Here is a 20,684-nt window from a genome sequence, read left to right as displayed (position 1 = left end):
GCACACTATTGAGTTCTCAAACAACAGACACACCCGGCACCACCACAACAACTCAGCCGTGGATCGCTCCGGAGCAACTTTTCAAACTTACCCGGCCGCTTCACCCTAGTCAAATCGGCGGTCCGACTCAGTTTTGCCGTAGCATCTGGGTCTTCTTGGCCGATCAACTCCGGGGAGCAGCGCGGAAATAAACTATACCACCACTTTGACCAGGTGACAAAGCGGCCCCCAAGGGGGCCCTCTGCAGGTACGCAAAAGGCCCGGAATCTCAAGGATTCCGGGCTCTCGGCGTGGGCTGGGACTAGACCAGCGGTTTGAAGTACGCGGCCCCCAGGGGCGGCAGCGTGACGGTGAGCGTGGCGGGCTGTCCGTCCACGCCGTCGTCGGTCGCTGTCAGCTGACCGTTGTTCAAAACGCCGGAGCCGCCGTACTCGGCAGCGTCGGTGTTAAGCACTTCCTGCCACTGCCCTGAAACCGGGACTCCGAGGAGGAAACCGGTGTGCGGGCCGCCCGAGAAGTTCAGCGCGCAGACCAGCGGGTTGCCTGCCGCATCGCGGCGGATGAAGGTCAGCACGTTGCGGTCCGCGTCCCCGCCATGGATCCACTGGAAGCCGGCAGGGTCGTTGTCCAGCTCGTACAGGGCCGGAGTGGAGCTGTAGAGCTCATTCAGGTCCTTGATCAGGAGCTGCACGCCGCGGTGCGCCGGGATCTCCGCGAGGTACCAGTCCAGGCCGTGCTGTTCGGACCATTCCGCTTCCTGGCCGAACTCGGTACCCATGAAGATCAGCTGCTTGCCGGGGTGGGCCCACTGATAGCCCAGGAAAGCCCTCAGGTTGGCCAACTGCTGCCAGCGGTCCCCTGGCATCTTGCGCAGCATGGATCCCTTGCCGTGCACCACTTCGTCGTGGCTGATCGGCAGCAGGAAGTTTTCCGTGTACGCATACACCATGGAGAACGTGATGGTGCCGTGGTGCCACTTGCGGTTGTACGGATCCTCGGCCATGTACTTGAGCGAGTCGTGCATCCAGCCCATGTTCCACTTGATGCCGAAGCCCAGTCCGCCCTGGCTGGTCGGTGCCGTGACGCCCGGGAATGCCGTGGACTCCTCGGCAATCATGACGGCGCCGGGGTGCGTCTTATAGACGGTGGCGTTGACTTCCTGCAGGAAGGAGATCGCTTCGAGGTTCTCGCGTCCGCCGAAACGGTTCGGCTGCCACTGGCCTTCCTCACGGGAGTAGTCCAGGTAGAGCATGGACGCGACGGCGTCCACACGCAGCCCGTCGATGTGGAATTCCTCAAGCCAGTAGAGGGCATTGGATACGAGGAAGTTGCGGACCTCACGGCGGCCGAAGTCGAAGATCAGCGTGCCCCAGTCCGGGTGCTCGCCCAGGTTGGGGTCGGCGTGCTCGTAGAGGGCCTCACCGTCAAAGCGGGCCAGCGCCCATTCGTCCTTCGGGAAGTGCGCCGGCACCCAGTCCAGCAGGACGCCGATGCCGGCCTGATGCAGTTCGTCCACGAGATGCCTGAATTCGTCCGGGTGCCCGAAGCGGGAGGTGGGGGCGAAGTAGGACGTGACCTGGTAACCCCAGGAACCGCCGAACGGGTGCTCGGCCACGGGCATGAATTCCACGTGCGAGAAGCCGAGCCACTTGACGTACTCGACGAGTTCCTTGGCGAGTTCACGGTAGCCCAGGCCAACCCGCCAGGAGCCGAGGTGGACTTCGTAGACGCTCATGGGTGAATTCTGGGGATCGCGCGCAGCCCGGGCGTCCATCCACTCGGCGTCCTTGAAGGAGTAGGAGGGCTCCACAACGCGGGACGCCGTCAGCGGCGGAACCTCGGTGCCGAAGGCCAGCGGGTCCGCCTTCTCCACCCAGTGGCCGTGCCGGGTCCTGATTTCGAATTTGTAGCACGCCCCTGCTAGAACGCCGGGGATGAAGAGTTCCCACACTCCGGAGGAGCCGAGGGACCGCATGGAGAATTCCCGGCCGTCCCAGCCGTTGAAATCGCCCTTGACCCGGACGGCCTGGGCGTTCGGGGCCCACACGGCGAAGGAAACGCCGTCGACGTCGCCGAGGGAGGATTTGTAGTGCTGGACATGCGCGCCGAGGACGTCCCAGAGGCGCTCATGACGGCCTTCACCGATGAGGTGCAGGTCCACTTCCCCGACGGTGGGGAGGTAGCGGTAGGGGTCGTCGGCCGACTGCGGCGCCATGCCCTCGTACGTCACATCGAGACGGTAGTCCGGCACGTGGCCGGGCTCCAGCGGGTCCAGGACGGCCACCCACACGCCGCCGGACTCGTGGTCCATGGGGACTTCGCCGGCCGCCGTGACAATGGAGACGGCCTCGGCCAGGTGCTTCACCGTGCGGATGGTGACGTGTCCGTGGTCATCGAAGTGCGCGCCGAGGACTGAGTGCGGGGCGTGGTGTTCGCCGGCCGCGACCCGGGCCAGGGTGTCCGCGTCCACTGGGAGCGGAGCTCCGGGCCGATCGATCCGTGCTGATCCTGTCATTGTGATACCTTCCGCTTCGGCTTCGGCCGGTTCGCCGGAGCCTGTACTGCCGAGGAGACGTCGTGATGCGTTGACCGGAATGGCCAGCCAGTCCGGCCTGTTCCGTAGTTCATAGATAACTTCGTAGAGCGACTTATCGAGCCAGAGCGCCACGAAGAGGGGCGAATCGCGGTCGATGCTTCCGGGGATGACTTCCGCGTACCCGGCCAGGAAGGCCTCCGCGCAGTCGTCCACCCAGCCCGCCGGGACGGCGGCGTCGGGAAATTCCCGGACGGCCGCGCCGGCGGCGTAGTCGAAGGAACGCAGCATCCCGACGACGTCCCGCAGCGGGACGTCGGGGAAGTTGCGTTCAGAGATGGGCCGCAGCGGCTCGCCTTCGAAGTCCAGGATGGCCCACCGCGGCGCCGTACCCGTCCCGCCGGGCACCTGGAGGATCTGTCCGAGGTGGAGGTCGCCATGGATTCTCTGCAGCGGACCGGCGCTGGATCCGCGAAGGCGCAGCAGGAGTTCCTCGAGCGAATCGTCGTAGTGGCCCACGATGGTGCCGGCCTGCGCCCAGGACTGGCGGACCCGCTGGGCCACGCCGGGTGCGATGTCGCCACCCGGAACCGCCTCGGTGGCGACGCCCAAGGCGTCGGCCAGCCGACGGTGCACCGTGGCGGTGGCGGCGCCCAGCGCATGGGCCTCGGCGGTGAATCCCCTGCCACGGCTGGCTGCGGTGACGGCGAGCCGCCAGGCATCCAGTCCGCCGGCGAGGAACTCGTGGGCCACGGCCAGTTCACCGCGGGCCAGCCGCGCACCGGCCCCCGCTGAGTCCGCTGAGTCCGCCGGGATCTGCCATTCGCCGGTGACCCAGCCGAGGGTGGCCGGCACTTCAGCCGTGCGCCCGGCAGTCAGGGCGGCGCCGATTTCCACTTCCGGGTTCTGGCCCTCGGAGAGGACGCGGAAGAACTTCACGATCGCGGCCGATTCGCCGTCGTGCACAATCACGGAGCTGTTGGACTGCTCCCCGGAGAGGACCTTCACCGAACCGGTCGCGAAGGGCAGGCGGTAGCCGGACTCCACGAGGTGTCCGACGGCGGTTCCGGCCGTAGATGTGCCGCCGTGACGCATGAGTTCGAGCCACGCCGCGACGAACGCGGGGTCGTGGACGCCGTCGTAAATCCAGCGCTGCCCGCTGCCGGGACCGGCACTGTCGCCGTCCGTCTCCCCTACCAGCGCCGACTCCGCTCCTGCCAGCGGCGCGTGCCGGAAACTGAGCGGCACTTGCACGACGTCGGTGCGGTTGCCGTCCGCCGTCGGGTAGGTCACTGCGAGCAGCCACACTTCGAGCTCGGCGTCAGCGCGTCCGGCGTCCAGGCGGAGCCCGCCCACCGGCTCGAAGCTGAACTCCGCGCTCTTGACGGGGAACCAGCGCTGGCCGGGGAGCCAGCTGCCCAGCAGGCCACTTAGGGCGGGGGGAAGGGTCGGTCGGGTCATGTCAGCCTTCGATGGACAGGATGGGCATCGCCCGCGTGAAAGGCGAAGCCGGGTTGGAGGCAGCCGAGCGGATCCGCAGCCAGAAGAAGTCGTGGCTGCCCAGGGTCAGGGTCAGGGTCCCGTCATCACTGATGGCGGGGAAGGCCTGCCCGCCGAACACATCGCGGAGTCCGCGCCCGGCGTACTTCGGCACGCGCAGGGTGGTTGCCACGGGGTGCTGTGAAAGGTTGAAGGCGCACAGCACCGTTTCGGCGTCCGCACCGGCCGAGTTGCCCTCCGGGAGTTCCCGCAGGTAGGCCAGGACGACGTCGTGATCGGCGGGGACGTGCTCGAACCCGCCCAGCCCGAAAGCCGGGTGGTTCTTGCGGACGCTGAGGATCTGGCGGGTCCAGCGCAGCAACGAGCCTGAATGCGCGGCCTCGGCCTCGACGTTGGCCATGCTGTAGTTGTAAACGAGGGACTGGATCACCGGGAGGTACAACTTGCCCGGGTCGGCGCTGGAGAAGCCCGCGTTGCGGTCCGGGTTCCATTGCATCGGGGTGCGGACGGCGTCGCGGTCCTCGAGCCAGATGTTGTCCCCCATGCCGATCTCGTCCCCGTAATACAGGAACGGGCTGCCGGGCAGGGACAGCAGCAAGGCATTGATCAGTTCGATTTCGGAGCGGGAGTTATCCAGCAGCGGAGCGAGCCGGCGCCTGATGCCGATGTTGGCGCGCATGCGCGGGTCCGGCGCGTACCAGCCGAGCATGGCGGCGCGTTCGTCGGCCGTGACCATTTCCAGGGTCAATTCGTCGTGGTTGCGCAGGAACGTGCCCCACTGGGCGCCCTCGGGAATGTTCGGGGTGTCCTTCATCGTCTCGATGATCGGCGCGGCCTTTTGGTCCCGCAGCGCGTAGTAGAGCCGCGGCATGATCGGGAAGTGGAAGGCCATGTGGCATTCCGGTTCCTCTTCGGTCCCGAAATACTCGACCACTTCAGCGGGCGGCTGGTTGGCCTCGGCGATGATGACGCGTCCGGGGTAGCTTTCGTCGACCATCTTGCGCAGCTTGCGGAGGAATTCGTGGGTCTGCGGCAGGTTTTCGCAGTTGGTGCCCTCCTCCTCGAAAAGGTACGGGATGGCGTCGGCCCGGAAGCCGTCAATGCCCTGGTCCAGCCAGAACCGGACGACGTCGAAGAGGGCGTCGATGACTTTGGGGTTCTCGAAGTTGAGGTCCGGCTGGTGGCTGAAGAAACGGTGCCAGAAGAACTGGCGACGGATCGGGTCGAAGGTCCAGTTGGATTCCTCGGTGTCCACAAAGATGATGCGGGCGTCTTCATATTTCTCGTCCGTGTCGCTCCACACGTAGAAGTCGCCGAAGGGACCATCCGGGTCCTTGCGGGATTCCTGGAACCACGGGTGCTGGTCCGAGGTGTGGTTCAGCGGAAGGTCGATGATGACCCGGACGCCGCGGGCGTGGGCCTCGGCCACCAGACGCTTGAAATCGCTGATGGTGCCGAACTCGTCGAGCACGGAATTGTAGTCCGAGATGTCGTAGCCGCCGTCACGGAGCGGGGACTGGAAGAACGGCGGCAGCCAGAGGCAGTCGACGCCGAGCCACTGCAGGTAGTCGAGTTTCTCGATGAGGCCATGGAAGTCGCCTGAGCCGTCGCCGTTTCCGTCTGCAAAGCCCCGGACCAGCACCTCGTAAAAGACTGCTTTCCGGTACCACAAGGGGTCATGCTGCAGGCCTGGCGCGTTTAGTTCAAAGCCCCCCTTCGGGCTGAAGTGCTGGTTGGGGTTGGTCGGGCTGAAACTCACTCGTGCTACCTCCGGATGCTAAGAATGTGGGCGGGTTCTACATGGGCGTCCAGCCGGACGTAGTTGTACTCCCCCCATTCCCAGCTTTCTCCGGTCAAGAGATCTTCCACCATGAACCCGCCGTTGTGGGTCAGGTTGTCCGGATCCAGCTCCAGCGCGGCCAGATCCAGCGACACCGTGCTTTCGCGGATGCCGTGCGGGTCCACGTTGACCACAATGATCAGCGTATCCTTGGTGCCGTCCGGGAGCGTCTTGTGCTTGGAATACACCACCGTGGCGTTGTCCGTGCTCTTGTGCAGGGTCAGGTTCTGCAGGTCCCCCAGGGCGGGGTGCGCGTGCCGGATGTTGTTGAGCCTGGTCAGGTACGGTGCCAGCGTCCGTCCCGATGCTGCCGCAGCGTCCCAGTCCCTGGCCTTGTACTCGAACTTCTCGTTGTCGATGTACTCCTCGGCGCCGGGCCGGGCCACATGCTCGTAGAGCTCGAAGCCGGCGTACACGCCCCAGATGGGACTTGCCGTGGCGGCGAGGGCGGCGCGGATCTTGAACGCAGCCGGGCCGCCGAACTGCAGGTATTCGGTGAGGATGTCCGGGGTGTTGACGAAGAAATTCGGCCGGAAGTAGGCCGGCGATTCGTGGCTGACCTCCTGGAAGTACTCCTCCAGTTCCTCCTTGGTGTTCCGCCAGGTGAAGTAGGTGTACGACTGCTGGAAGCCGGCGCGGCCCAGAGCGTGCATCATGGCCGGGCGGGTGAATGCCTCGGCGAGGAACACGACGTCGGGGTGCTTCTTGTTGACCTTCGCGATCAGCCATTCCCAGAACCACACAGGCTTGGTGTGCGGGTTGTCCACGCGGAAGATCTTGACGCCGTGGCTCACCCAGAGCAAGACGATGCGGTAGATCTCGTTGGAGAGCCCCTCGGGGTCGTTGTCGAAGTTGAGCGGGAAGATGTCCTGGTATTTCTTCGGCGGGTTCTCGGCGTAGGCGATGCTGCCGTCCACGCGGGTGGTGAACCATTCCGGGTTGCTCTGCACCCAGGGGTGGTCCGGGGCGGCCTGCAGTGCCAGGTCCAGGGCAACCTCCAGGCCCAGCTCGCCAGCCCGCGCCACGAAGGCGTCGAAGTCTTCGAAGGTGCCGAGGTCCGGATGGATGGCGTCGTGTCCGCCTTCTTTGGCGCCGATGGCCCACGGCGAGCCGGGGTCGTGCGGTCCGGCCAGCAGGGTGTTGTTGGGCCCCTTGCGGTGCTGGACACCGACCGGGTGGATCGGCGGCATGTAGATGATGTCGAAGCCCATTTCCGCGACGGCGTCGAGCCGCTTGGCGGCCGTGCGGAAGTTGCCGGAGGTCCATTCTCCGGTTTCGTGGTTACGGACGGCGCCTTCGGAACGGGGGAAGAATTCGTACCAGGCTCCCCGGCCGGCGAGTTCGCGTTCCACCAGCAGCGGGTACCGCTCGGAGACCGTCACGAGTTCGCGGATCGGCTGGCGGGCCACGATGGCGGCCACATCAGCGCTGAACCCGGCTGCGAGGCGTTCCTCGGGGGTCAGGGAAGCGTCGGACAGCACAACGACGGCCATCCGCAGGGTGCGCCGGTCGGCGGACGGTCGGGATGAGTCTTCGGATGCTTCGGAGAGCAGTGCGGCGCCCTCGGCCAGCATCAGGTCGACGTCGATCCCGGCTTCGATCTTTACTTCGGCGTTGTGATGCCAGGTGCCGTAGCGGTCATGCCAGGCCTCGATAACGAACGACCAGTTGCCGGTTGAGGGGGGCGTCAGAAGCCCTTCCCAGCGGTCTGTACCCAGGCCCCGGGGTCCGCGGGGCGGCGCGAGGCGGACACGTTGCCGCTCCTTCCCGCGGGGGTCAAGCAGCACGGCGCTGACGCCGAGCTGGTCGTGGCCTTCGCGGAAGGCGGTGGCCCCGACCACCAGGCTTTCTCCCGCAACGGCTTTGACAGGGAACTTCCCTCCTTCGACCGCAGGCTGTACGGCGGTGATCGGAAATCGGCCAAATTGAAGGCCCTCCGTGATCAGGGCCTTTGACTTTTGCTTGGATACGGCACTGGTTCGCGAGTTATTCGTCACAGCTCGACGTTATCTACAAATCGGCCAGATTGCTAAGGCTGCGATGTTTTTCCGTCGGATTCCGGTTTTTTACGGCGGTGACCCGTCATTTATGGGAAAGAAACTTAAACCCGTCCCGGGGCTCCCACATGTCCGTTAGTGTTTCGCAGGTGAAGGCTATCCGCAGATTTACCGTCCGCACCGTTCTCCCGGAGTCGATCCGGCCGCTCGCCCGGCTTGCCACCAATCTTCGGTGGTCCTGGCACCGGCCCACCCGGGAACTGTTCGAGGGGCTGAACCCCCGGATCTGGGCTGAGAGCGCCCACGATCCTGTGTCGTTCCTGGGCCTTGTCAGCCGGGAAGAACTGCAGCGCCTCGCGGCCGACCAGGATGTGGTGGCCCGCGTCCACGCTGCCGCCGACGACCTGGACCGGTATCTGGAACAGCCCCGCTGGTACCAGAGCCTCGGCGAGGACGCGCCGTCGTGCATCGCGTACTTCTCACCGGAATTCGGCATCACCGAGGTCCTGCCGCAGTACTCCGGCGGCCTCGGCATCCTCGCCGGCGACCACCTCAAGGCAGCCTCGGACCTCGGCGTTCCGCTGATCGGCGTCGGCCTGCTCTACCAGGCCGGCTACTTCAAGCAGTCGCTGTCCCGCGACGCCTGGCAGCAGGAGACCTACCCGGTCCTGGACCCGGACGGACTGCCGCTGACCCTGTTGCGGGAGGCCTCCGCGGACGGCAACGGCAAACCGCTGCAGATTTCGCTGCCCCTCCCCCAGGGGCGGCGCCTCCTGGCGCACGTATGGCGGGCCGACGTCGGGCGCGTTCCGCTCCTGCTGCTGGACTCCAACGTCCCGGGCAACGACGACGCCGCGCGCGGCATCACCGACCGTCTGTACGGCGGCGGCGGTGACCACCGCCTCCAGCAGGAGCTCCTGCTCGGCATGGGCGGGGTCAAGGCCCTGCGCGCCTACCAGAAGCTCACGGGCAGCCCCGCCCCGGAAGTCTTCCACACCAACGAGGGCCACGCCGGCTTCCTGGGTGTCGAGCGGATCCAGGAAATGATGTCCGCAGCGGAGCCGCTGAGCTGGGAAGAGGCCCTGGCCGCCGGACGCGCCTCCACCGTGTTCACCACCCACACCCCGGTGCCGGCCGGCATCGACCGCTTCGAGACGTCGCAGATCCAGCACTTCTTCGAGGCCGGGCTGGCACCGGACGTTCCGGTGGCCAAGATCCTGGACCTGGGCCGGGAAGACTTCACCGACGGCAACCCGTTCGTGTTCAACATGGCGGTCATGGGCCTCCGGCTCGCCCAGCGCGCCAATGGCGTCGCCAAACTGCACGGCGTCGTCTCCCGCGGGATGTTCTCGGCCCTGTGGCCCGGCTTCGACCACTCCGAGGTGCCCATCACCTCCGTCACCAACGGTGTCCATGTGCCCACCTGGGTGGATCCGCGCGTCTCCGAACTGGCGCGTGACCAGTTCGGATCCGAAGCCGAGGCCCAGGGCCGCTGGGACCTGGCTTACAACGTCAGCGACGAGGATGTCTGGGCCCTCCGCCGCGAGATGCGTGTCTCGCTGGTCGATGACGTCCGCCGCCGCCTCCGGGCCGCCTGGAAGAAACGCGGCGCCGCCGATGCCGAGCTGGCGTGGACGGATGCGGTGCTGGATCCGGACGTCATGACCATCGGCTTTGCCCGGCGCGTGCCGACCTATAAGCGCCTGACCCTGATGCTGCGCGAACCGGAGCGGCTCAAGGCCCTGCTGCTGCACAAGACGCACCCTATCCAGCTGGTCATCGCCGGGAAGTCGCACCCGGCCGACGACGCGGGAAAGAAGATGATCCAGGACCTGGTCCGCTTCACCGACGACCCCGAGGTGCGCCACCGGATCGCGTTCCTGCCCAACTACGACATCGCCATGGCCCGGACGCTGTTCCCCGGCTGCGATGTGTGGCTCAACAACCCGCTGCGCCCGCTGGAGGCCTGCGGAACGTCGGGCATGAAAGCCGCCCTCAACGGTTCGCTGAACCTCTCGGTCCTGGACGGCTGGTGGGACGAGATGTACGACGGCGAGAACGGCTGGGCGATCCCGACCGCCAACAACGACGCCTCGCCGGAGGAACGCGACGACATCGAGGCGGCGGCGCTCTACGAACTGCTGGAGACGCAGGTGGCACCCCGCTTCTACGGGCTGACGGTGTCCAACGCCGCCGGCGCCGCCGGGCCGTCGCAGCCCGGACCCCAGAAGGTTCCGACCCACTGGGTCTCGATGATCAAGCACACCATGTCGCACCTGGGTCCGCAGGTGTCCGCGGAGCGGATGCTCAAGGACTACGTCAACATCCTGTACCGCCCGGCCGCCGTCGCGGGACAGCGGGCTGTGGCGGACAACTACGCGCAGGCCAAGACCCTCGCCGCCTGGATTTCCCGGATCCGGGCCGCCTGGCCGCTTCTCCAGGTGGAGCACGTCGACTCGGTGGGTGTCTCCGAGGACCCGCAGATCGGCGACGTCCTCCAGGTCAACGCCTATGTGGCCCTGCACGAGCTCGCCCCGGACGACGTCTCCGTGGAAGTGGCCTACGGCAAAGCCGGGGAAAGCGATGAACTGGCGGATGTCACGGTGGCCGAACTCAACTCAGTCGAGGACCTCGGCAAGGGCCGGTACCTCTTCAGCGGCACAGTCCTGATCGACCGCTCCGGGTCCTTCGGCTACACCGTCCGGGTGCTGCCCAAGCACGCCGCGCTGGCATCCAAGGCGGAACTCGGACTGATCGTCAACGCCTGATTGACGGCGGCGGGTCCCGGTCCGCCGGGGCCCGCTGCCCGTCATTGGCTACAAGAAGACGGCGATGACGCTGAGGGTCTTACCGGCGTAGCGTTCGGCGTCCTGCAGGGTCTCGCAGATGATGCCGAAGGAGCGGTCCGAGCGGAACACCGCCGCGACCTGCCAGATGAACGTGACCGGCTTCTGGCCGTCGTCGGAAACCGTATCCGCGAAGTCGTGCAGCGAGTCGTTGAGGGCATCGAAGTCGACGCCCTCCTCCTCCGGGAAGTCGAGCGTTTCGGCGAACGTCTCGAGGACGGCCCGCTTCGTGTCCGCGGCCGGAATGAGAAGGGCGCGCCGGCCGGCGTCGTCCACCAGGACTTCCAGCTCCTCGATGGTCCAGGTGTCTGCCGAGTAAATCTTCATGGGTTCCTTTGCGGGCGTTCGTTCAGGTCAGTTCGGCTCCCTGGTGCTGCTGGAGCCTTGTGCCGGGGCTAGGTGCGGTAGATGCTGATGGAGTTGCCCTGCACGACGTCGCGCTCCCCGGAGGACACGCGGACACCCTGGCGCCGGTCGTGCAGTTCGGAGGTGGTCAAGCGCAATTCGAAGAGCCGGTGGCCCGGGCCGTCCTCGTTGTCGACCAGCGGCAGCGTGACCTTGACGTCGTGGGCGCCGCCGTTGACCACCACAAGCCCGTCCACGTGCCCGTCGTCGGAGCCGAGCAGGAGCTGGACCACCCGGTGGCCGGGATCCTGCCAGCTGTTCCCGGACATCGGCCCACCGTGCGCATCAAACCAATGGAAATAGGACTGTTTTTCGCGGATCGGATAGTCGTGCGGCTGGCTGGCCAGGAATTCCCGGCGCAGCCGGATCACGCGTTTGGTGCTGCGCAGCATCGCGTGTGAATCCGGGGTGCTGGTCCAGTCGATCCAGGCGATGGGGTTGTCCTGGCAGTAGGCGTTGTTGTTGCCCTGCTGGGTCCGGCCGAGCTCATCCCCGGCGGTGATCATGGGCACGCCCTGGGAGATCATGAGCGAGGCCATCAGGTTGCGGCTGGTCTGGGCACGCCGGGCGAGGATGTTCTCGTCCTCGGTGGGGCCTTCGAAACCGTGGTTGTAGCTCCGGTTGTCCCCGTGGCCGTCGCGGTTCTGCTCGCCGTTGGCCTCATTGTGTTTGCGGTCGTAGGACACGAGATCGGCCAGGGTGAAGCCGTCATGGGCCGTGACGAGGTTTACCGAGGCTAGCCGGGACCGGCCGGATGCCTCGAAGAGGCTCGCGGAGCCGGAGAGGGCATCCGCGAGCCGGCCTACGGAGCCACCCTGCCCGCCGGCGTCGATCGCAGCACGGTCCGCGAGCCAGAAGGTGCGCACGGCGTCACGGAAGTGGTCATTCCAGTCGACCCAGCCGGGCGGGAACCGGCCGGTCTGCCAGCCGCCGTAGCCTACGTCCCACGGCTCGGCGATCAGCTTGGTGGTGGACAGGACCGGGTCGGCGGCGATCGCGACCAGGAACGGGTGGTGGGGGTCGAACTCATTGGCGGCGTTCCGGGCCAACGTCACGGCAAGGTCGAAGCGGAAACCGTCGATGTGGAATTCGTTAACCCAGTACCGCAGAGAGTCGAGGACCAACTGCACCACGCGGGGTTCGCCGAAGTTCAGGCTGTTCCCGCACCCGGTGGTGTCCACGTACCGCCCGTGGCCGTCGTTCCGGTAATACTGCATCTCGCCCAGGCCGCGGAAGCCCAGCGTGGGCCCGTCGGACCCGCCCTCGGCCGTGTGGTTGTACACAACGTCGAGGATGACTTCCAGCCCGGCCGCGTGAAGTAGCTTGACCATGCCCTTGAACTCATCCTGGATTGCCTGGGCGCCGGCGGCCCGGGACTCTTCAGTGGCGTAGCCCGGGTGCGGGGCGAAAAACGCCGCCGTGTTGTAGCCCCAGTAGTTGGGCAGTCCGAGGCTCTGCAGGTGCGGTTCGTCGACATGGAAATGGACCGGCAGCAGCTGGACGGATGTGACGCCGAGGGCCAGGAGGTGTTCGATCATGACCGGATGCGCCAGCCCGGCGTACGTACCCTGGAGCTCCTCCGGGATGTCCGGGTGGAGCATGGTCTGGCCGCGGACATGGGCCTCGTAAATGATGGTGTTGCGCCACGGGGTCCAGGGGCTGCTGTCGGTGCCCCAGTCGAAGTCGCCTGCCATCCTGACGTTCGTGATGAAGTCACCGCGCTCGTCCACCGCGCGTCCGTAGGGGTCCAGCAGCAGCGGCTGCCCGTCGTCGTCGTCGGCGTCAAAGTCGATGCTGGGCATGGACCCCGGCAGCGCCTCGTGGTCCAGGGTGGCCCGGAGTCCGTAGCGGGAGCCGACCGGGAGGCCCCCCACAATGCCGTGATGGACACCGTCGATCACATTCGGCAGCGTCTTGAGCTGCCACGCCCCGCCGGGAGCCTGGTACGCGACCTCGAGGGTCGTCACGCCGGGGGCATAGACAGCCACATTCGCGAACGCACCCCGAGGGTCGTCCATTGCCGGTGAACCCGTGCTTGGAACACTGATGCCCAGCGGAAACGCGCGGGAGGCGTCTACGGTGGATGCTGTATCTACGTAAGGCATAACCATTGCTTAAAGCTTAGCGGGGCCGTACAAACCGCCCCGTACCTGTTTTTCCTGACGTTGTGCAGTGTACGGAAAAGAGCGTTGCATACTGGAATGAAGCGCCGAATATGGAGGTAAATGTGCGGGTTGCACTGGCTCAAATAATCACCGGCCGCGATCTGGCCGGGAATCTGGCCATCGTGGCGGACTACGCTGCGCGGGCCAAGGCCGGCGGCGCGGAGCTTGTGGTGTTCCCCGAGGCGACCATGCGGGCCTTCGGAAACTCGCTGCTGGACGTCGCCGAGCCGTTGGACGGTCCGTGGGCCGCCCGTGTGCGCGCCATCGCCGCGGAGCACGACATTGTGGTTATCGCCGGGATGTTCACACCGGGAACGGCCGACGGCGGGGCGCACCGCAAGGTCCGCAACACGCTCCTGGTCACCGGCCGCGGCGTGGACACCAGTTATGACAAGATCCATCTCTTCGATGCCTTCGGCTTCGCGGAATCGGACACCGTGGATGCCGGCACCGAACCCGCCACCTTTGAGCTGGACGGGGTGACGTTCGGACTGGCCACTTGTTACGACGTGCGCTTCCCCGGCCTGTTTACCGAAAACGCGGACCGCGGCGCCGACGTGAACATCGTCTGCGCCTCCTGGGGGTCCGGTCCCGGCAAGGCCGAGCAGTGGAAGCTGCTGGCCCGCGCCCGCGCCCTGGACTCAACCACCCTGGTCCTCGCCTGCGGCCAGGGCGATCCCGCCAGCATCGGCATCGAAGTCAAGGGCGCCGCCCCCACCGGCGTCGGGCACTCCGTCGTGGTGTCGCCGCTCGGCGACGTCCTCGAGGAGCTCGACGGCGCCCCGGGCCTGCTGTTCGCGGACCTGGACACGGCCGTCGTCAAGGAAGCCCGCACCAAGCTCCCGGTCCTCGCCAACCGCCACAAGTTCTAGACGGCTTTCGTGGTCGCCTCCGCGGTCACCGGCGCCTTGCAGTCGCTTAGACACCTCCCGACGCTTCCCTCGGCCGCTGGGCGGCCTCATGAAGCTTTGGTCGGCGATGCGCTCCCTGCAAGACCCCGGCGCCCGCTCGAGGGGGGTTGACCGCCCATTGGGCTGGGCGTGCGTTGCCAACAGCAACGCGGGGTCACTTCGCGCCTATCTTGGGGCCTCGGATGGGCGCGATCTGACCCCGCGTTGCTTGCGGCTGTTCTCGCCTCAAACGGAAACGCTCCCCCACAAGGTGTGAGAGAGCGTTTAGCCGTCTACCGCGAATGGTGACGGAGGCTCAGAGACGGAAGCGGAGTTTTGCTAAGGAGCGCATCGCCGACCAGAGCGAAGTGAGGCCGTCCGCGGCCGATTGGAGCGTCGGAGGTGTCTAAGCGACGGCAAAACTTCGGTTCGGGCGGGACCCAGTCACGGAAGCAGCCGCGATCGCAACCGCGGACGCGACCGAGCAGCCTTCTTACTTAGCTGCGCGCTGGCGGGAGATCTCGTAGAGGGAGATGCCAACCGCCATGGAGGCGTTGAGGGACTCCATTGCCGAGTCGATCGGGATGGAGACGATCTGGTCGCAGTTTTCGCGGACGAGGCGGCTGAGGCCCTTGCCCTCGGAACCTACGACGAGGCAGACCGGCTCGGTGGCCAGGGCCAGGTCCGGCAGCGTGACGTCGCCGTCGCCGTCGAGCCCGAGGACATAGATGCCCATGTTCTTGAAGGCCTTGAGCGTGTTATTCAGGTTGGCGGCACGTGCCACGGGGACGCGGACAGCAGCGCCTGCGCTGGTCTTCCAAGCCGAAGCGGTGACGCCGACGGAACGGCGTTCCGGGACGACAACGCCGTGGCCGCTGAAGGCCGAGACGGAGCGGATGATGGCACCGAGGTTGCGCGGGTCGGTGATGCCGTCAAGGGCGACGAAGAGCGGCGCGTTGGCGACGTGGCCCTTCTTCCAGGCGTCAAGCGTGTACTCGGCGAGCTCGTAGGCGTCCTGGTATTCGTACGGCGGGATCTGCAGCACGAGGCCCTGGTGGATGGCGTCGTCCGTCATCCGGTCCAGCTCGGGCTTGCCGGTTTCCAGCAGCGGGATACCGCGCTCGGCGGCAAGCTTGAGGGATTCCTTGACGCGGTCGTCCATCTCGATGCGGATGGCGATGTGGAGCGCCTTGGCGGGGATGCCTGCACGCAGCGCCTCGACCACGGAGTTGCGTCCGGTGACGACTTCCTCGGTGGCCCGGCCCTTGGGGCCCGAGCGGGCACCGGCGTTACGGGCGCCCGTTCCACGTTTGGCTTCGGAACGCTCCGAAAGCTGCTTGTTCTTGTGCGCCTTGTGGTACGGGCGGTCCTCCGCCTTGGGCGTGGGGCCCTTGCCCTCGAGAGCCTTGCGGCCGTGACCGCCGGTTCCGACGGTGGGGCCCTTCTTCATCTTGACCGACCGGCGACCGTTGTTGGCCATGAGTTCCACCCCTGCTTTGGTAATACGTGATTTGTTGACAAGTCTGACCTCCAGTCTACTGACTCGAGTTAAATCGACGACTTCGGGCCGGAGCGGGGCTGATCCGCGGGAGCCGATCCGGCCGTGAAAGCCCGATTGGTCAGATGCGCTTGAGGCTCCAGCTGGCGCCGGCCGCGCCGTCCTCGACCACGACGCCGGCCGCGGCGAGGGTGTCGCGGATGGAGTCCGAGGCGGCCCAGTCCTTGTTCGCCCGGGCCTGCGCCCTGGCCGCGAGCTGGGCTTCCACCAGGACGCCGAGAGCATTGGTGCTGTGCTCGTCCGCGTCGGGGGTCGCGGTGTCGTTGATGCCGAGGACTCGAAGCATGTCGGTGACGCTGGTGAGCGCCTGCCGGGCGGCGTCGAGGTCACCGGCGGTCAGTGCCGTGTTGCCGGCCCGGACCGTGTCGTGAAGGACGGCCAGTGCCTGCGGGACATTGAGGTCATCATCCATCGCGGCCGCGAAGGCATCCGGGACGGCGCCGTGGCTGCCGAAGGCCCGGCCGTCCGCTCCGGGGGCGCCAGCAAGCGTCCGGGCCGCCCGGCTGATGAAGCCGTCGATCCGTTCCACCGCGGAGGCGGCCTCCTGCAGCGAGGTGGGCTGGTAGTCGAGCACTGAACGGTACTGGGCCTGGCCAAGGTAGTAGCGGACCACGCGCGGAGGGGCGAGTTCGAGCATCTCCGCCGGGCTGACGGTGTTGCCGATGGACTTGGACATCTTCTCACCGGCGTAGGTGACCATGCCGTTGTGCATCCAGAAGTTGGCAAAGCCATGGCCTGCGGCCTGGGACTGTGCCATTTCGTTTTCGTGGTGCGGGAAGCGCAGGTCCAGCCCTCCGCCGTGGATGTCGAACTCGGTGCCGAGGTACTTGGTGACCATCGCGGAGCATTCGAGGTGCCAGCCCGGGCGGCCGGGGCCCCATGGGGAGGCCCAGCCCGCCGTCGTCGGCTCCCCGTCCTTGTGGCCCTTCCAGAGGGCGAAGTCGCGGGGGTCCTTCTTGCCGCGAGGGTCGGCGTCCGGGGCGCCCTGCATGTCGTCGAGTTTTTGGCGCGTCAGCGTGCCGTACTTGCTCCAGGAGCGCACGTCGAAGTAGACGTCGCCGGAGTCGTCGAGGGCCGGGTAGGCGTGGCCGCGGTCGATCAGTTGCTGGATGAGGGCATGCATTTCCGGGATGTGGCCGGTGGCGCGGGGCTCATAGGTGGGGCGGGAGACGCCGAGGGTGTCGTAGGCCTTGAGGAATTCCTGCTCGTAGCGGTAGGCCAGCGCCCACCATTCCTCGTTGCGGACGGCGTCGGGCTCGTCCTCGAAATCCGGCCCGAAGGAGGCCTCGGACTTGGCGAGGATCTTGTCGTCGATGTCGGTGACGTTGCGGACCACTGTGACGCGGAATCCGCGGTACTGCAGCCAGCGGGTGAGCTGGTCGAAGGCGATGGCGGAGCGGATGTGCCCCACGTGGGGCATTCCCTGCACCGTGGCGCCGCAGTAATAGAGGCTCACTTTGCCCGGAACCAGGGGGACGAAGTCACGGACTTCGGCGGATGCAGTGTCGTAAAAGCGCAAGGTCACCGCTCCAGATTAGCCGATGGGCCTTCGTCTCCTGTTGAGGCCAAGGACCGGGCTCCTACTTGCAGTACTGGCCGATCTTGTTGATCTGCTCCGTCAGTCGTGCGGTCTGTTCGGTGGTCTTGGTTCCTTCGGGAGTAGCCGCCACCTCTTTCATGACATCCGCCATCGCCTGGATCGGCGCCGACACCTCCGGAGCAACCTTGTCCGCCACTTCCTGGTAGTGGTTGGCGATCTGGCCCGCCTGCTCCTTCTGGCTGCCGGTGGGCGCGAAGTTGTCCCCGTTGAGGAAGGTGCAGCTCTCCGGGACGCTCATCCTTGCGGGCGCCGGCGCCGTGCCGCCCCCCGCGCAGCCGGCCAGCAATGTTCCTGCGAGGAGTACGACGGCGGGTAGCAGCTTCTTCACGGTGGTCTCCTGTAGTCGCGGGAACGGGAATTCTCCCTCAAGCCTAGGCGACTGGGCCCCTCCGGCGGGGTCCTTGCCGGAAGGAACCCGGCGAACGCCGGGACTAGCCTGTCCGGTAGACCAGAGCCGTGGCAATCGCCGAAATGCCTTCGCCGCGGCCGGTGAAGCCCAGCCCGTCGCTGGTGGTGGCCGAGACGCTCACCGGCGCCGCCGCCGCCTCGCTGAGGACGCGCTGGGATTCCTCCCGGCGGGGGCCGAACTTCGGCCGGCTGGCGACGAACTGCACGGCGATGTTGCCGATTTCGAAGCCTTCCGCGCGGACGATTCGGGCCGCCTCCGCCAGCAGGGCCACCCCGGACGCGCCGGCGTATTCGGCCCGGTCGGTGCCGAAATGTGTTCCGAGGTCCCCCACGCCGCAGGCGGAAAAGAGCGCGTCGGCGGCGGCATGGGCCACGGGATCGCCGTCGGAGTGCCCGGACAGTCCGCGCTCGCCTTCCCAGAACAGACCGCCAAGCCAGAGCGGCTGGGGGGCGTCTTCGGCGGCATAGGCGTGGACATCAACGCCGATGCCGGTCCGCGGGATGACCGGGCGCGGTGTGTTCGGGGGCGGGTCCTTCGGAGTCGCGGTCATGGTCAGCCTTCCACCCAGCGTGTGCCGAGGGGGCCTTGGAGGAGCCCCTCGGCAATGATCAGATCCAGCGGCGTCGTGATTTTCAGCGACTGGCTGGCGCCGCGCACGGCGTGCACGGGCACGCCCAGGAGTTCGACCAGCATGGCGTCGTCCGTGACGGCGGCCGCCTGGCCGGCGTCGAATCCGGCTGCGGCCTCGTGCGCGCGGCGAAGTGTGGCCAGCTCGAAGCCCTGCGGGGTCTGCACCGCACGCAGCGTCTCCCGGGCAGCGGTGCCGGTGACCAGCTCCGGGGCGATCGCGGCGCCGTCGCCGGTGGTCCGCTCCACGGTCTTGACGGTGTCGACGACCGGGATGACGGGGATGACTGCTTTCGCACCGGCGGCCAGGGACTGGGCTACCCGGTGGAAGACGGCTTCCGGGGTCAGGGCGCGGGCCGCGTCGTGGACCAGCACGGAGTCCGTGCCGGGCAGGAGCGCCGCCAGCGCCGCCCGAACCGAATCGGCCCGGCTGGTGCCGCCGTCGACGACCGTGACAACCGGGAGCTGCACGGCTTCCGCGGAGGGGGCGGTCAGCCGGGGTGCTGCCTGGAGCTCCTCGACGAACGAGTCGCAGAGGGCCCGGAGTTCCTGGTCCCCCGGCGGGATGGCCACGCAGATCTGCTGCGCAATGCCTGCCGCGGCGACTCCGCGGAGCGCGTGGGTCAGGATGGTGTCTCCGCCCAAGGGCACTTTGGCCTTGGGCATTCCGTAGCCGAGACGTTGGCCGGATCCGGCCGCGACGACGATGACCGCGGTGGCCGGGTTTGCCGATGCAGAGTTCATGCGCTCAACCCTACGTCCCCGCTCCCCTGCCCCGGGCTATCCCGTTGAGCTATCAGTCCTGGTTCTTAAAGGACGGGCAAAGGGCCCCGGACTGACAGAGCAACCCGAGGGGCGGCTGAAAAGGGCAAAAAAGAAGCCCCGGCGGCTTTCGCCACCGGGGTTCGATTCTTGTCTTAGGAAGCCAGGACTTCGTCGAGAACGCTTGCGGCCTTCTCTTCATCCGTCTTTTCAGCCAGTGCCAGTTCTGAAATCAGAATCTGGCGGGCCTTGGCCAGCATGCGCTTCTCACCTGCGGAGAGACCCCGATCGTGATCGCGGCGCCACAGGTCGCGGACGACCTCTGCCACCTTGATGACGTCACCGGAAGCAAGCTTCTCCAGATTTGCCTTGTATCGACGCGACCAGTTGGTGGGTTCTTCAGTGAACTCAGCTCGCAGCACATCGAATACGTGCTCCAAACCTTCCTTGCCCACTACGTCCCGGACCCCAACTAGGTCAACGTTCTCTGCTGGAACTTCAATGGTCAGATCACCCTGAGCCACCTTGAGCTTGAGATACATCTTCTCTTCGCCCTTGACAGTGCGCATCTTGATTTCTTCAATTTTTGCTGCACCGTGGTGAGGGTAAACTACTGTCTCGCCGACCTCAAAAACCATGTGGACATTCCCCTTTCCCGCAGACCAGTTTATCACGCTTAAGGCATATGACTGCCATGATTCGCGCCCCAGAACCGCATGAATCCGCGGAAAATGGCCTTAAGCGACCCCCTCAGACCCCTTGACGAAAGCGGATATTAGTGCATAGCACGGCCTTTGCCAAGGGTCCGCGGCTTGACCCGACCGGATGCCCGGACGACGCCGGGGCGGCGCTGAGCCCGCGGTTGTGTGTACTACCGGAATCCTCGTTTGTCCCCAATTGCGGATAGGCTATGGCTGAATAATGTTCCAAGACTCTCAAGGAGTGCGTGACGTGCGTTTCACTGCGATGAACCGGGGCCAGCGCGGCAAGCTGGCAATGGCAACGGCTGCACTTGGCATCGGCCTGCTGTCGGTAACCGGCTGCGGCTACATCAACCCCCAGCAGACCTCTGAGCAGTACTCGGCCTCGGACGGAACCAGCACGCACCTCGGCCCGCTGCAGCTACGCAACATGATGATCATCTCCGCGGGCGAAGACAAGCCGGGCCGCGTGATCGGCGCCGTCTACAACACCTCTTCCACAGACGTGTTGCTCACCGTCAACGGTGCCGGCGGTTCGCAGACCCAGATCCCGGTCAAGAAGAACTCGTACACCCTGCTCAACGACTCCAACGACGAGGCGATCCTGAGCAGCACCGGCGGCAAGCCGGGCACCATGGCCGAGGTCAGCATCAGCGAAGACGGCACCAGCCAGAACGCCCAGTTCAAGGTTCCGGTCCTGGACGCCACCATCGCCGATTACAAGCAGTACCTGCCGAGCAGCGCGCCGACGCGAACCGATACGGCCACGCCGACGTCGACGCCCACCAGCAGCGCAAACCACTAGCTTCCAGACAGAAGGAGGGGCACCCGGTCCGGGTGCCCCTCCTTCT

The 20,684-nt window shown here is 66.4% G+C and carries 14 protein-coding genes; 3 read left to right on the top strand and 11 right to left on the bottom strand.

Annotated elements, in window-relative coordinates; genetic code table 11:
• Positions 1-301: 301 nt before the first annotated feature.
• From ABIB51_RS16980 to ABIB51_RS16970, 3 genes are read right to left on the bottom strand one after another with little or no spacing between them, the layout of a single operon-like run.
• Positions 302-3,994, bottom strand: coding sequence for a 1,4-alpha-glucan branching enzyme (locus ABIB51_RS16980; protein WP_354190076.1), 3,693 nt, complete (start codon positions 3,992-3,994; stop codon positions 302-304).
• Between the two features lies 1 nt (position 3,995).
• Positions 3,996-5,792 (bottom strand): maltose alpha-D-glucosyltransferase, encoded by a 1,797-nt coding sequence (gene treS / locus ABIB51_RS16975; protein WP_354190074.1) that lies wholly within the window; start codon positions 5,790-5,792, stop codon positions 3,996-3,998.
• A gap of 5 nt (positions 5,793-5,797) precedes the next feature.
• Positions 5,798-7,870, bottom strand: a complete 2,073-nt coding sequence (locus ABIB51_RS16970) for an alpha-1,4-glucan--maltose-1-phosphate maltosyltransferase (RefSeq protein ID WP_354190072.1) — start codon at positions 7,868-7,870, stop codon at positions 5,798-5,800.
• A gap of 149 nt (positions 7,871-8,019) precedes the next feature.
• On the opposite strand from ABIB51_RS16970, the gene glgP reads away from it, so the two are divergent.
• The gene (gene glgP, locus ABIB51_RS16965; RefSeq protein ID WP_354190070.1) at positions 8,020-10,638 is read left to right on the top strand and encodes an alpha-glucan family phosphorylase; all 2,619 of its coding nucleotides are present in this window, start codon (positions 8,020-8,022) and stop codon (positions 10,636-10,638) included.
• A gap of 48 nt (positions 10,639-10,686) precedes the next feature.
• Here the strand turns inward: glgP and ABIB51_RS16960 are convergent, their stop codons facing one another.
• Both ABIB51_RS16960 and glgX read right to left on the bottom strand, forming a co-directional pair.
• Complete coding sequence (locus tag ABIB51_RS16960; protein WP_354190068.1) at positions 10,687-11,043, bottom strand: barstar family protein; 357 nt, start codon at positions 11,041-11,043, stop codon at positions 10,687-10,689.
• 68 nt (positions 11,044-11,111) lie between these two features.
• On the bottom strand, positions 11,112-13,232 hold the full coding sequence (glgX, locus tag ABIB51_RS16955) for a glycogen debranching protein GlgX (protein ID WP_354190066.1): 2,121 nt from the start codon (positions 13,230-13,232) through the stop codon (positions 11,112-11,114).
• A 116-nt stretch (positions 13,233-13,348) separates the two neighbouring features.
• Between glgX and ABIB51_RS16950 the strand changes: the two genes are divergently transcribed.
• Entirely contained in the window at positions 13,349-14,158 is an 810-nt protein-coding gene (locus tag ABIB51_RS16950; protein ID WP_354190064.1) for a carbon-nitrogen hydrolase family protein, read from the top strand.
• A 511-nt stretch (positions 14,159-14,669) separates the two neighbouring features.
• On the opposite strand, the gene rlmB is transcribed toward ABIB51_RS16950, so the two are convergent.
• From rlmB to ABIB51_RS16920, 6 genes are all read right to left on the bottom strand, one after another.
• The gene (gene rlmB / locus ABIB51_RS16945) at positions 14,670-15,656 is read right to left on the bottom strand and encodes a 23S rRNA (guanosine(2251)-2'-O)-methyltransferase RlmB (protein WP_354190062.1); all 987 of its coding nucleotides are present in this window, start codon (positions 15,654-15,656) and stop codon (positions 14,670-14,672) included.
• A 139-nt stretch (positions 15,657-15,795) separates the two neighbouring features.
• On the bottom strand, positions 15,796-17,259 hold the full coding sequence (gene cysS, locus ABIB51_RS16940; RefSeq protein WP_354190060.1) for a cysteine--tRNA ligase: 1,464 nt from the start codon (positions 17,257-17,259) through the stop codon (positions 15,796-15,798).
• Positions 17,260-17,314: 55 nt separating this feature from the next.
• Complete coding sequence (locus tag ABIB51_RS16935) at positions 17,315-17,662, bottom strand: hypothetical protein (protein WP_354190058.1); 348 nt, start codon at positions 17,660-17,662, stop codon at positions 17,315-17,317.
• A gap of 103 nt (positions 17,663-17,765) precedes the next feature.
• Positions 17,766-18,293, bottom strand: coding sequence for a 2-C-methyl-D-erythritol 2,4-cyclodiphosphate synthase (gene ispF / locus ABIB51_RS16930; protein ID WP_354190056.1), 528 nt, complete (start codon positions 18,291-18,293; stop codon positions 17,766-17,768).
• Between the two features lie 2 nt (positions 18,294-18,295).
• On the bottom strand, positions 18,296-19,114 hold the full coding sequence (gene ispD, locus ABIB51_RS16925) for a 2-C-methyl-D-erythritol 4-phosphate cytidylyltransferase (RefSeq protein ID WP_354190054.1): 819 nt from the start codon (positions 19,112-19,114) through the stop codon (positions 18,296-18,298).
• Positions 19,115-19,287: 173 nt separating this feature from the next.
• Entirely contained in the window at positions 19,288-19,770 is a 483-nt protein-coding gene (locus tag ABIB51_RS16920; protein WP_026266570.1) for a CarD family transcriptional regulator, read from the bottom strand.
• Positions 19,771-20,098: 328 nt separating this feature from the next.
• On the opposite strand from ABIB51_RS16920, the gene ABIB51_RS16915 reads away from it, so the two are divergent.
• Entirely contained in the window at positions 20,099-20,638 is a 540-nt protein-coding gene (locus tag ABIB51_RS16915) for a hypothetical protein (protein ID WP_354190086.1), read from the top strand.
• The last annotated feature ends 46 nt before the right edge of the window (positions 20,639-20,684 follow it).

This window comes from Arthrobacter sp. UYCu712 (genome assembly GCF_040547005.1).
GTDB lineage: Bacteria > Actinomycetota > Actinomycetes > Actinomycetales > Micrococcaceae > Arthrobacter.
This window is presented reverse-complemented; position numbering and strand designations above follow the sequence as displayed.